This is a genomic window from Dissulfuribacter thermophilus, from assembly GCF_001687335.1.
Lineage (GTDB): Bacteria > Desulfobacterota > Dissulfuribacteria > Dissulfuribacterales > Dissulfuribacteraceae > Dissulfuribacter > Dissulfuribacter thermophilus.
On record NZ_MAGO01000014.1, the window covers coordinates 38,314 to 51,768 of the forward strand.

The window sequence follows — 13,455 nt, forward strand, 5'->3', positions numbered from 1 at the left end:
AACTTTAGTGAGCCATTCACAGAAAACATATCGGACTTGGAGGAAAAATCTTGAACAAAATTGTAGTATCTACTGAATCAAGGACAGAATTCATTGATATCACCCAAGAGCTCGCAGACGCAGTAAAGGACAAAAATAACGGTTTACTCGTAGCTTATTGCCCGCATACCACTGCAGGACTGACAATTAATGAAGGTGCTGATCCTGCTGTCAAAAGGGATATCTTAGAAGTCATAAATAAAATCGTTCCATGGTCCTTTGATTACAAACACCTCGAAGGAAATAGCCCTGCCCATATAAAGGCCTCGCTCATGGGATCCAGTGTAACTGTCATAGTGGAAGATGGACGTCTTTGTCTCGGGACATGGCAGAGGGTATTCTTCTGTGAATTCGATGGTCCCAGAACCCGTTCTGTATGGCTAAAATTCTTGGGCGATTAATGTCTAAAATAGCCTTTTCAATCTGTTTTCAAATACTGATACTGGCCTTTTTGACTAACACCTGCGCTCTTGCAGGAGATATTGGGCTATGGGATGGTCTTATTACAAGGCTTTCACAAGAAGGCTTTGATAGAGCTCGTCTTGAAACTCTTTATTCTAGAAGCGAGGTCAAATTCGAACCCAAAACCATGCCCAAAAAATTGCTCCATAAAGAGGCCAAACTCAATTATTCCAAATTTTTAAGAGAAGAAAGGATAGATAGGGCTACAAAATTTATTGCTAGTCACAGAGAGCTTTTTGACAAAGTTGAAAAGAAATATGGTGTTCCCGCTACGATAAAGGCTGCTATCCTTTTAGTTGAAACAGATCTTGGAAATTATACTGGCAAGTACAGAATATTTAATATCCTCTCCAGTATGGCGATATCAGAAGACTTAGAAAAGATTAAACCCTGGCTGCCAAAAAGTGTTGCAAATGACAAGAACTATATGAAACTCTTCAAGAAAAAGGCGAAAAAAAAGGCAAACTGGGCCTTTAGAGAGCTTAAGGCGCTATTGATCTATGCGAAAAAAAACGACATCGATCCCGTTTCTATAAAAGGGTCTCCATTCGGTGCTTTTGGACTCTGTCAGTTCATGCCCTCTAGTGTCTTGAGGTTTGGTGTAGATTTTAACAGAGATGGCAAGGTAGACCTATTTTCCCTCGAAGACGCCCTTGCAAGCATGGCCAATTACCTTGTTAAAAACGGCTGGTCAAAGGACATTACAGAAAAAAAGGCCTTCAAGGTAATCCTCACCTATAACTACTCAAGACCATACGCAAATACAGTATTACGCGTGGCAAAAAGGATCGAGACAAGACTAAATGACACAACTGTTCACTCCAAAAACTGAGATTCAAAACCGCATAAATAGATTTCAGGAATTGATGGAGGAAAAAGGCGGTGACCTTGCCATCATAAGGCACAGTGCAGACCTATACTATTTTACAGGGACAGTACAGGATGGTCACCTCATTATACCAGTAAAAGGGGACCCATGTTTTTATGTATGGAGATCCTCAAGACGGGCAGAGGAAGAATCCCCTCTAAATAATATAAAAAGAATCAAGAACTTTACCCACTTAATTGAACTTGTAAAAAAAGATGGCTTTGCCGAGGCCCAAGAGGTTTGGACCACATTTGATGTCATACCCCACAGCTTATTCTCCTTTTATTCTAAGAAACTCTTTTCAAATGCAAATTTTTCAGACTGCACCCATTATATTCGCACGGTTAGGGCAATAAAAAGTCCCTGGGAGATCGAGCAGATACGCATGGCCTGCAGGGTTATAGACGCGGCCATGAGTGAAATACCTGCCCTTCTCACCCCTGGCATTGATGAACTGGAATTTGCAGCATGCATTGAGGCAATTCTTAGAAAAAACGGACATCAGGGTTTTTTGAGAATGAGAGTGGCACAGGGAAATGCCCTTTCCATGAGCCAAATCCTCACAGGAGCAAACGGTGCCATCTCTTCATTTACCCTTACACCTGCTGGAGGCCCCGGGGTTTCACCCTCTTTTGGAATGGGCTCTGGCCACAGGATCATAGGCCCTGGTGAACCCGTTAGCGTAGACCTGGGTGGGTGTTTTAATGGCTATTTAGGTGATGAGACAAGGATCTTTTCCATAGGGGCCCTTCCAGACACCCTGGAAAGGGGATTGGATACCATGATTGAACTCATGGAGAGACTTGAGGCCGAACTTTGTCCTGGAGTAGTCGCAGGCGTTCTTTACCAGATTTCTATTGATTTTATGAAATCAAGCCCTTTTTTTGAAAATTTTATGGGATGTGACGAAAAGGTCCAATTCATAGGTCATGGTCTGGGGATTGAAATCGATGAATATCCTTTTATTTCAAGAGATAATCAAATGATACTCAAACCTGGGATGGTATTGGCCCTAGAACCAAAACTGGTATTGCCGGGCTTGGGTTTAGTTGGCGTAGAGGATACATTTGTCGTCACTGAAGACGGATTTGAGAGGTTGACAGAGACACAGCGAAAAGTAACTTCTCAAGGGATTGGCAAAGGCCATGCCGTTTACGAAGCCCATCAGTAAACGCTTTCAGCGTTTTCAAAAAAGAATTGAATTAGGAGATTGAAAATGAAAAACGACCCCAAAAGTCAATTCATTCTGATACTTGACTTCGGCTCTCAGACCACTCAGCTGATTGCAAGGAGAGTCAGAGAGGCAAAGGTTTACTGCGAGATACACCCTTTTAATTTGCCAGTTTCAAAGATCCGTGAAATGGCCCCAAAGGGTATAATCCTCTCTGGTGGTCCTTCAAGTGTCTATGACAAAGAAGCCCCAAAGGTCGAAAAGGAGCTATTTGATCTAGGTTGTCCTATACTTGGCATCTGTTACGGGATGCAGCTCACCACCCACCTCTTTGGCGGAAGGGTCGAGAGGAGTGAAAAGAGGGAATATGGCCCAGCACAGATTGAGATAGTAAAAGACAGTCCATTGTTCAAGGGATTGAACGTTGGCTCTTCTACATACAAGGTTTGGATGAGCCATGGAGACAGGATTGAAGAACTGGCTCCAGGGTTCGTCTCCATTGCGAAGACCGAGTCAACCCCCTTTGCTGCCATCTCACACAGCGAAAGCCCCATCTATGGCGTACAGTTTCACCCAGAGGTTGTACACACTGAAATCGGCACTGATCTCATACGAAATTTTCTCTTTGAGATCTGTAATTGTGAACCCATCTGGGACATGCACTCCTTTGTGGAGATGGCCACTCGCGAGATAAGGGAAAAGGTAGGCAATGGTAGGTGCATCTGCGCCCTTTCAGGAGGAGTTGACTCCACAGTAACTGCCCTTCTCGTCTCAAGGGCCATAGGAGACAACCTCACCTCTATATTCGTTAACAATGGCTTTTTGAGAAAAAACGAGGCGGAAACAGTACTCTCGTTTCTCAAAAAATTGGGACTAAAGGTAGATTATGTTGACGCCTCGTCGAGGTTCCTTGAGAAACTTAAAGGCGTTGTTGATCCAGAGAAAAAAAGAAAGATCATCGGTGAAGAGTTTATAAAGATATTTGAGGAAGAGGCCAAAAGGATCGGCAAAGTAGAGTTCCTAGCTCAAGGGACCCTATATCCTGATGTCATAGAAAGTGTTTCGTTCAAAGGGCCTTCTGCTACCATCAAGAGTCACCACAATGTCGGTGGGCTTCCAGAGGTAATGAAGCTCGATCTCGTAGAACCCTTAAGGGAACTCTTTAAAGACGAAGTCAGAGAACTCGCCCTCGAACTCGGCATGCCAGAAGAACTAGTCTGGAGGCATCCATTCCCAGGACCTGGGCTCGCCATTAGGATACTCGGTGAGATCACAGAAGACAGACTCAGAATTTTGAGGGAGGCAGACGCTATCGTCATAGAAGAGTTAAAAAAGAGCGGATGGTACAGAAAGGTATGGCAGGGATTTGCAGTGCTTCTTCCCATTAGGACCGTCGGTGTTATGGGAGATGAGAGGACATACGATCATGTTGTTGCTCTTAGGGTCGTAGACAGCGTTGATGCCATGACAGCAGACTGGACTCGACTTCCATACGATGTCCTTGCAAGACTTTCCATGCGCATAATAAACGAGGTAGATGGCGTAAACAGAGTCTGCTATGACATAAGCTCGAAGCCACCTTCAACCATTGAATGGGAGTAACAAGAGATGTTCACTCACCTTCATCTCCACACTGAATACAGCCTGCTTGATGGCGCCATAAGGCTAAAGGACCTCTTTCCCAAGGCAAAGGAGTATGGCTTTGAGGCCCTTGCAATGACGGATCATGGTAATATGTACGGGGCCTTAAACTTTTATGAAAACGCCATTTCCCATGGGATAAAACCCATCCTTGGTTGCGAGGTATATGTGGCGCCAAAGGGGATGAAGGATAAGAGTGCCAGAAGTTCCAGAGAGGCAGCCTATCACCTGGTACTCCTCGCAAAAGACCAAACAGGTTATAAGAACCTCTTAAAACTCGTCTCACTTGCTCACCTAGAGGGTTTTCACTACAAGCCACGAATAGACCTTGAGGCCCTTAAACAATACAACGAAGGCCTAATTGCACTGACTGCATGCCTCCACGGAGAGATCCCCCATAGCCTACTTCGAGGTGGGCTCAAAGAGGCAGAAAAGACCTTTGAAAAATATGCGGCAATCTTTGGCGAGAGGCTCTATTTGGAACTTCAGGAAAATGGCATACCAGAACAGAGGATAGTTAACGAAGGCCTCATGGAGCTGGCCCAAAAGAAGGGGGCTCCTCTGGTTGCAACAAATGACTGCCACTATTTTTCCAAAGACGATGCAGATGCGCACGATGTTCTCCTGTGCATACAGACCAACAAGACTGTAAACGATGAAGACAGGATGCGCTTTACCACAAGAGACCTCTACTTCACGTCTCCGGAAGAGATGGCAGAGCGCTTCCAGTACTGCCCCGAGGCATTGAAAAATACCTTGGACATTGCAAGACAGTGCAATGTAGAACTCGAGACAGGTAAGCATCACTTTCCCAGATTCCCACTCAAAGAGGGCGAAACCTACGAAGAACGTTTTGAAAAACTCGCAAGAGACGGACTAAATGGGCGTCTAGAAGAGCTAGGTATCACAGACAAAGAAGAAAGAGACAGATACAAAGAGCGGCTTGAATTTGAAATTAAGGTTATCAAGGAAAAGGGCTTTGCATCGTACTTTTTGATTGTTGCAGACTTCATAAACTGGGCAAAATCACACGGCGTAGCAGTGGGGCCTGGAAGAGGATCAGCTGCAGGAAGCCTCGTGGCCTATGCCATGCGCATCACAGACATCGACCCAGTAAAATACGGCCTGGTATTCGAGAGGTTTCTAAACGCTGAAAGGACCAGTCTGCCTGATATTGACGTTGACTTTTGTATGAAGCACAGAGATAAGGTCCTTGAATATGTGGCCCAAAAGTATGGGGGAAGCAAGTACGTAGCCCAGATTGCCACCTTCGGAAGGATGAATGCCAGGGCAGTGATTAGAGATGTAGGTAGGGCCCTTGGATTTCCATATCAGAAGGTAGACAGAATTGCAAAGCTCATTCCAGAAGGCCTGGGCATAAATCTGTCCTCAGCATTGGAGCAGGAGCCAAGGCTAAAAAAACTTATTGAAGAAGACCCAGAGGTCTCTAAACTATTCTCTATTGCGCTTTCCCTTGAAGGCCTTCCACGACATTCGTCAACCCATGCGGCTGGAGTAGTCATATCTGACAAACCCATAGTTGAATATCTCCCTCTGACCAAAGGCCAGGAAGGGGAAACATTGACCCAGTTCGACATGAAGTGCGTGGAAAAGGTTGGGCTCATAAAGTTCGACTTCCTGGGCCTAAAGACCTTGACCGTCATTGAAAACGCACTCAAGCTCATTGAAAAAAATACTGGGGAAAAAGTAGATATCTCAAGAATCCCCCTTGATGATCCAAAAACCTATGAGCTTCTTTGCAGAGGAGACACCATAGGGGTCTTCCAGCTTGAAAGTAGCGGTATGCAAGACCTTTTAAGGCGACTAAGGCCCTCTGAATTTACAGACCTCATAGCAGTTGTGGCCCTCTACAGACCAGGCCCCATGAAGAGCGGAATGGTGGATCAATACATCAAGGGCAAACATGGTGAGATAGAGGTCCAATATCTACTCCCAGAACTCGAACCTATTCTCAAAGAGACCTACGGGGTTATTGTCTACCAGGAACAGGTAATGAAAATTGCCCAGGAGGTAGCAGGCTATAGCCTTGGTGAAGGAGACATCCTGCGGCGGGCCATGGGGAAAAAGATCCCTGAAGTCATGGAGGCCCAAAGAGAGAGATTTCTAGAGGGCGCTACCCAAAGAGGCGTAGACAGGGAAAAGGCGGAAAAACTCTTTCAGTTGATACAGGAATTCGCAGGCTACGGTTTTAATAAGAGCCACTCTGCATGTTATGCCCTCATCGCCTACCGAACAGCATGGCTCAAGACCCACTATCCAGTGGAATTTCTGGCGAGCCTACTTACAAATGAACTTGGGAATACCGATGGCGTTTTAAAGTTTATAAGCGACTGTAAGGCCCGTGGAATCGGCATCTTTCCTCCTGACATAAATAAATGTGATGTGGATTTCACTGTAGAAAATGGAGGTATAAGGTTTGGTCTCTCTGCAGTAAAGAATCTCGGGACCAATGCCATAAAGTCCATTGTTGAGGAAAGGGAAAAAAATGGTCCTTTCAAGGACTTTGAGGACTTTTTAAGGAGGATAGACCCACACAAGGTAAACAAGCGCTCCCTTGAAAGCCTTATCAAGTGCGGTGCCTTTGATTCCCTTGGCTATAGGCGCGCTCAACTCATGAATATACTGGAAAAGGCAGTAGAATTTTCACAAAAGGCCAAAAAAGAAAGGACATCCGGACAAAAGAGTCTGTTTGGCGCATTGAACAGTTCATCCAAGAACAACAAACCCAGTGTAACGCTACTTGATATTCCCGACATTGACGAATGGAGTTCCTCAGAGCTTCTTGGTTATGAAAAAGAGGCCCTTGGATTCTTTATTAGTGGCCATCCTCTAGACCCTTATCTTAAGGAGATAAAAAAACTCACGCCATACAACACGGAATCCGTAAAGGGCGTGGAAGATGGCATGACAGTTGGACTGTGCGGTATCGTAAGGTCAAAAAAGGAGACAAAGACCAAAAAGGGAGAAAGGATGGCGTTTGTGGTCTTTGAAGACCAACTGGGCTCCTTGGAAGTCCTGTGTTTTCCTGAGTGTTATCAAAACCACAAGGCCCTTATAGACCTAGACGAACCGCTATGGGTAGAGGGAAAATTCAAAAAGGCAGATGACAGAGGAGATGCCAAAATAATCGCAGAAAAGTTTCTTCCCTTAGAAGAGGCCCTGCATCAAAGGGCTACTGGCGTAATCATAGAGATTCACCATGACAAAGTCAAAGAAGACACCATGGAGAGATTGAAGGACGTCCTTGAGAGGCACCACGGCCAATATACTGCAAAGCTAGCCATCACGATTGAAGGTAAAGGCCGGGTTGTATTGCAACTTCCGGATGAATATAATACCTCAATAGACAGTAGCCTAGCTAAGGATGTAGAGACTATCCTTGGATATCAGGCTGTTAGCGTTTTATACGCGTAATTGGAGGTTACTATGAGCATTTATTTGGAAAAACCTGGCTATAAGAACACGGAAAACGTGATTAATATAGTGGTTGATGAATGCAAAAAAAGAGAAATAAAACAGGTAGTCGTTGCCTCAACCAAGGGAACCACCGGCCTCCTTGCTGCAAAGGCTCTAAAGGGATTGTCTGAAAAGACAGTGATCGTTACTCACAATTATGGTTTCAAAGAGCCTGATACCCTTGAAATGAGCCCTGAGACCAGGCAAGAAATAGAATCATTTGGGGCAAAGGTCTTTACTGGCACTATGGCCTTTAGAAACATCGGCACTGCTATCAGGGAAAAAACAGGATACTCTGAACAGGACCTGATAGCAAACACACTCAGGCTCTTTGGCCAGGGCATGAAGGTATGCGTAGAGATTGTATTGATGGCCCAGGATGCAGGGCTTATCGACTCTAGGGACTGCATTGCCATTGCAGGTACAGCCCATGGTGCAGATACCGCGGTAATTATCAAACCAGCACCATCAAACAGACTTTTCGACATAAAGGTCAGGGAAATACTCGTAAAACCAAGGGACTGGTAATAAAAAGTGTTGAGTTTTGAGTTTTAAGTGTTGAGTTGAAGGAAAAGAACTTTGGAAGTTTTGAGTTTTGAGTGTTGAGTTGAAGGAAGGGAACATAAAAAGGTTGTTTTATGGCGAAAAAAATAAATGACGGCATAAAGATTGTCTGCCAAAACAGGAAGGCCAGGCATCTATATCATATAGACGACACCATCGAGGCAGGAATGGTCCTTCTGGGCCCAGAGGTGAAGTCCCTCCGTGAAGGTAGGGCCAATCTCACTGATTCATATGTAGTTTTCAAAGGGGGAGAGGCCTGGTTACAAAATGTGCATATTACACCCTACAAGCACTCTTCTACCCACACCAGCCTCGATCCCACAAGGCCCAGGAAATTGCTCCTCCACAAACGAGAGATCAAACGTCTCTCAGGAAAGGTACAGGAACGTGGCTATACCTTAATACCGCTAAAAATTTATTTCAGGAATGGAAAGGCCAAGGTAGAACTCGCTCTCGCTAGGGGTAAGAAGCTCTATGATAAGCGAGAGGCACTGAAAAGAAGGGACCTAGATAGGGAACTGGCAAAAAAATTCAAAATAAAATAAACCCAGCTTGACACCAGGCATACTAATCATTAGTTTAGTGATACAAGATAAGCGTCCATACCGGGGGCGAATTGGATTCGACGGGGGTATGGAAGCTTAAGTGGCGTGCCGAGGCCCCGAACCTCGTAAAAATCGGGAAAAAACACAAACGCCGACTCAGAATACGAGTACGCACTGGCTGCATAAGACAGCCAGCACTCATCTTAGCGCGCCTGCCCGCTAAGATTGGGTGACGGTCAGGCAGGATAGTCATTCCGGATCGCTTGCGTCTGGAATGGCGAACATTCAGCAAGCTAGCCTCATGTTCCCCTGCCTGGGTGGGGAGCATCAGGCGAATGTCAAGACCCAGGCTACGCACGTAGAAGCTTAAGTGGAATGCCTTCGGACGCGGGTTCGATTCCCGCCGCCTCCACCAACAAAATTCCATTATTACAATAAGTTACTTATTCCAACCCTACTTAAAATGCATACCACTTACCCACGAGCGATTCTCACCAAAACCTGAAACAAAGCTAGACTATCGCTGGTGAGATATTAATACCTACAAAAGTAAAGCCAGTAATTATGCCATTGTATAACAACATGAGGGATGCTTGAAAAATGAACGAATCAATGCCGGCATCTTCTGCAACGATCTGCGGGCTCCCATCACTCTATTCTCTAAAGCTCTTTTGATACCACCAATGACCGGCTAACTTTGCGCTTCACATGGTTCCAAACTTGCTCGTCTGGATTCAAGTCAGGACTATACGGAGGCAAATAGAATATCTCTAATTTCCCTTCTAAAGACGATACTAGCTCCCTTACCTTCTTGGAATGGTGAACTCTGTGATTGTCTAACATCAAAAAGATCTTCTGATCCATACCATTGACGAGACGTTTTAAAAAATCACAAAACACCTCTGCAGTTACAGAACCTTTAACAGTCATAAATCGAAAATGGCCCCTTGGGCTTATCGCTGATATCATGTTTAATGAAAAACATGCACCTGTGGACTTAACTACCGGGGGTTTTCCACGTTCACCCCACATTGTGCCTCTATGATAGTCAGAACGCACTCCGGATTCGTCTCCAAAAAATATTACTGCACCTTCTTTCTTGGCTCTGGCTTTTATCTTAGGATACTCTGTGGTTTTCCACTCATTTACCAAAGCCTTGTCTCTCTGAGTGGCTCTATAAAGGGGCCTCTGAGGACTAAAACCGAGGGTCTTTAAAATGCGACCTACTGATACCTCGCTTAAACTCACACCAAACTTCCTGAAAATCAGTTCTTTCACCATTGCCAACGTCCAAAGTGCAAATGGAAAATTTAGTTGTCTTGGGTCCTTGTCTCTTAGTGCTCTGGCCAACCATTGCAACTGACTTGCATTAAGCTTGGGCGGTCTCCCTGGAACAGGTTTGGCCTTCAATGCATCAAAGCCACCATAATGATACTTCTCAAGCCATCTGTAGATAGTCCGATGATTCATTCCATAAAAATCAGCAACATCTTCTGGCTTTTTGCCTTCAAGAACTTGCTGAACTGCTCTCATACGAATGGCTTCAAGGGTCTTATGATCAAGTTTTCTGCCGTCAAATTCTCTCTTACATTTCATAAAATTAATATACCATAAGTGGCTTTACTTTTGTAAGGTATTAATAATTGATAAGAATATGTTGAAACATGAGATGAGGTTGTTATAAAATAGAAAAAATAAGGATGGAGTTCGGGGCCCCAGAGTTTCCGACGATTTTCCTGTAACTAGATCGTTTAAGGGAAATAGATTTCCGGAAAGGAATCAGGCTGGAAAATATATTTTTATACAGACGCGTTAAACCAAAGAATAGCGATCGCGATATCCCATTTATTAAAGAAACATCGAGTAAAATTAAGTAAAGAAGCAGAATAGCAAATTCACAATCACGAGTAAATACAAACCATGCGACTATATCTGATCAATCCATCAAACCCGCTTGTCAGCATCGTCAACCTCAAGGAGAGCTGTTGGAACCGTTACCGTGTATGGAAACCTCTCGGCCTTATGGTTCTCGCTGGCAAGACCCTACCAGAGTGGGAAATCACGATCGTGGACGAGAATCTCGGAGTTCCCAACTATCAAGCCATGCCTCGGCCGGATCTTGTGGGCATTACTGCTTTCACCTCACAGGCACCACGCGCCTATGAAGTGGCTGCGTACTTCCGGAATATGGGCATACCCGTCGTCATGGGTGGTATTCATGCAACCATGTGCCTGGATGAGGCCATGGAACGCGTGGATTCAGTTGTTACGGGGGAAGCCGATAGTATCTGGCAGCAGGTCCTGAAGGACGCCCGACATGGCAACCTGAAGCGCCGGTATGACGGGGGGCTTGCCGAGATAAGTGATATCCCACTCGCCCGCCATGATTTGCTGACTGGGAGATATGCCTTTGGGGCCATTCAGACAACACGCGGCTGTCCTTTGAACTGCAATTTCTGTAGCGTGACGGCGTTTAACGGAGTCCGCTACCGGCAACGCCCTATTCCGGATGTCTTGCGGGAATTTCAGTCTATTCGTGATAAACGTGTTCTAGTGGTGGACGACAATCTCATCGGCACACGTCCTGAACACATCAGCCGCGCAAAGGACTTGTTCCGCGCTATGGCACAGGCGAACTTGCAAAAGGAATGGGTTGCCCAGGTCACCATTAACTTCGCCGATGACGATGAACTTCTGGCGTTGGCTGCGAAGGCCGGGTGCAGAGGCGTATTTATCGGTTTTGAGTCCCCCGATCCGGAAGGGCTTGTGGAGCTCGGCAAGAGATTCAACCTTCGTAAAGGCCAGGACTTCCGCGCCTCCGTACGACGCATACAACGGCATAACATTCTGGTAGTGGGGTCTTTTATCATCGGTTTGGACGCACACAAACCGGGCATCGGTAAACGTGTGGCCGAAGCGGCCAGTCAGTATGGTGTGGACAATCTCAACGTGCTGTTCTTGACGCCCTTGCCTGGTACGCGCCTGTGGAAGCAGATGAAAACGGAGGATCGCATCGCCCTTGATTCGTTCCCAGAACACTGGAAATACTACACGCTGACCTTCCCAGTGGCCAAATATAAGCATTTTTCCCTGGACGTTATCATCGAAGAAATGCTTTCCTGCGACCGGGACTTCTACTCCATGTCGCGCATTATGCGCAGGGTGTGGGGCAACTTGTGGCAAGGCCGCCAACCGCTGATCACCTTGATTGGCAATCTATCATACAGGAGCAATTTCCGGCTGAACTGTAAGGCATACGCGGACTTCAAGCGAAACTGGGGCGATAGACATAATTGTATAAAGGAATCATGAAACGGAAAATTTGATAGTATGCTCTCCATAAATACTGCATGATATAGGAATTAAATTACGTTCTAACTTAATTTCCGATTTCAGGTGCAGAAGCATGTCCCCACTAAACACCAATAGTAAAGAAATAAAGAGTCAATTCTTTATTATTGACAAAAATAGAAACGGTCTCAGGCTTTGAATGTATGTATATACAGTTGAAACCGGACGAGTTCAAAGTTTAATCTTGAAAATTATTTTTATGGAGCTTACTTCTTTGTTACCATGTGAAAATTGCTATTGATCTATCAGGTGAAGTATTTACTCAGCATATGTTATGATATGCATATTAAATTTTATATGCATTCTTTTTTTGCGGCATTTGAAGTGCATAATTTGGGTTGAAGCCCATGATAGAGAGGTCCAGTAAGACTTGTAAGGTGTTGTCTCCTGATGAAGATATTTTTAAGGAAGTAAAGTTGACTGCTTATGCTGGGTTTCACACAAAGAAGAACATAGAGATGGTCTTCAGCCAGGGAATAGATGCCTATATAGCAGATAGGCAGTTTCGCAAACGAGATCCCAGGTTCAGGGACCGAGATCGTTTCAAACAAATAGTTCGAAAGGAGAGAAAATCCCGCTTTACCCTCAGAGGCAAGCGTACCCAGTGGCTTCTTTACTGCTTAGTGCACAATATTAGCAAAATCCACTGATTTGCATTTGGATTTAGTTGATAAAAATATGTTGAAACATGAGATGAGGTTGTAAAAAAATAAAAAATAAGGAGGGATGGAGTTCGGATGTCCAGAGTTTCCGACGATTTTCCTGTAACTAGATCGTTTAAGGGAAATAGATTTCCGGAAAGGAATCAGGCTGGAAATTATATTTTTATAAAAACTCGTTAGATGAAAAAATGAATAATAATATGAAACATGCATTGAAGACAGGTATTTCGTTCGGTTTAACCTCTGGAACAATCACTACTCTAGGGCTCATAGTAGGGTTGCATTCTGGAACCCATTCAAAAATAGTTGTGATAGGTGGGATTATTACTATAGCAATAGCTGATGCTTTTTCTGACGCCTTGGGGATACATGTATCTGAAGAATCAGAAAATATTCATACACAGAAACAAATTTGGGCATCTACAATTGTAACATTCTTATCCAAATTTATATTTGCTTTTACATTTCTCATCCCTTTAGTATTTCTACCGCTTGAAAAAGCGATCTTAGTAAGCATTGCTTGGGGATTTTCTGTTTTGACAATGCTCAGTTATATCCTGGCCAAAGCCCAACGAGAAAAACCTTGGAAAATAATTTTAGAACATCTTTTAATCGTTATGGTTGTTATAGCTATCACTCACTATATAGGTGACTGGATTGCCGGTATAGGAAAAT

Annotated in this window: 10 protein-coding genes, 1 other RNA gene and 1 pseudogene; 11 read left to right on the forward strand and 1 reads right to left on the reverse strand. The window is 44.6% G+C overall.

Annotation, left to right across the window (positions count from 1 at the left end):
- Positions 1–47 precede the first annotated feature (47 nt).
- The 8 genes from DBT_RS10880 (at position 48) to ssrA (ending at position 9,182) form a co-directional block, all read left to right on the forward strand.
- Positions 48–440 (forward strand): secondary thiamine-phosphate synthase enzyme YjbQ, encoded by a 393-nt coding sequence (locus DBT_RS10880; RefSeq protein WP_067620500.1) that lies wholly within the window; start codon positions 48–50, stop codon positions 438–440.
- The gene (locus DBT_RS10885; protein WP_067620502.1) at positions 440–1,333 is read left to right on the forward strand and encodes a lytic murein transglycosylase; all 894 of its coding nucleotides are present in this window, start codon (positions 440–442) and stop codon (positions 1,331–1,333) included. Before DBT_RS10880 ends, DBT_RS10885 begins: the two co-directional genes overlap by 1 nt.
- On the forward strand, positions 1,305–2,540 hold the full coding sequence (locus DBT_RS10890; protein ID WP_067620505.1) for a M24 family metallopeptidase: 1,236 nt from the start codon (positions 1,305–1,307) through the stop codon (positions 2,538–2,540). The genes DBT_RS10885 and DBT_RS10890 overlap by 29 nt, the downstream gene beginning before the upstream one ends.
- Before the next feature lie 45 nt (positions 2,541–2,585).
- Positions 2,586–4,142 carry a glutamine-hydrolyzing GMP synthase gene (gene guaA, locus DBT_RS10895; RefSeq protein ID WP_067620508.1) on the forward strand — a complete coding sequence of 519 codons (1,557 nt, stop codon included), beginning with the start codon at positions 2,586–2,588 and terminating at the stop codon, positions 4,140–4,142.
- Positions 4,143–4,148: 6 nt separating this feature from the next.
- Positions 4,149–7,616 (forward strand): DNA polymerase III subunit alpha, encoded by a 3,468-nt coding sequence (dnaE, locus tag DBT_RS10900; RefSeq protein WP_067620510.1) that lies wholly within the window; start codon positions 4,149–4,151, stop codon positions 7,614–7,616.
- A gap of 12 nt (positions 7,617–7,628) precedes the next feature.
- A complete protein-coding gene (locus DBT_RS10905; RefSeq protein WP_067620515.1) occupies positions 7,629–8,186 on the forward strand; it encodes a pyruvate kinase alpha/beta domain-containing protein in 558 nt (185 codons plus the stop codon).
- 110 nt (positions 8,187–8,296) lie between these two features.
- Positions 8,297–8,767: an SsrA-binding protein SmpB gene (gene smpB / locus DBT_RS10910; RefSeq protein WP_141674286.1), complete on the forward strand. Its 471-nt coding sequence runs from the start codon at positions 8,297–8,299 to the stop codon at positions 8,765–8,767.
- A gap of 62 nt (positions 8,768–8,829) precedes the next feature.
- Positions 8,830–9,182, forward strand: a transfer-messenger RNA (tmRNA) gene (gene ssrA / locus DBT_RS10915).
- 147 nt (positions 9,183–9,329) lie between these two features.
- Here the strand turns inward: ssrA and DBT_RS10920 are convergent.
- Positions 9,330–10,363 (reverse strand): annotated as a pseudogene (locus tag DBT_RS10920) (IS630 family transposase).
- 324 nt (positions 10,364–10,687) lie between these two features.
- Between DBT_RS10920 and DBT_RS10925 the strand changes: the two are divergent.
- The 3 genes from DBT_RS10925 to DBT_RS10935 all read left to right on the forward strand — a co-directional run.
- Entirely contained in the window at positions 10,688–12,079 is a 1,392-nt protein-coding gene (locus DBT_RS10925; protein WP_083186782.1) for a B12-binding domain-containing radical SAM protein, read from the forward strand.
- A gap of 386 nt (positions 12,080–12,465) precedes the next feature.
- Entirely contained in the window at positions 12,466–12,768 is a 303-nt protein-coding gene (locus DBT_RS10930; RefSeq protein ID WP_067620521.1) for a hypothetical protein, read from the forward strand.
- Between the two features lie 212 nt (positions 12,769–12,980).
- A partial coding sequence (locus DBT_RS10935) for a VIT1/CCC1 transporter family protein (RefSeq protein ID WP_083186783.1) occupies positions 12,981–13,455 on the forward strand: 475 nt, incomplete at its 3' end.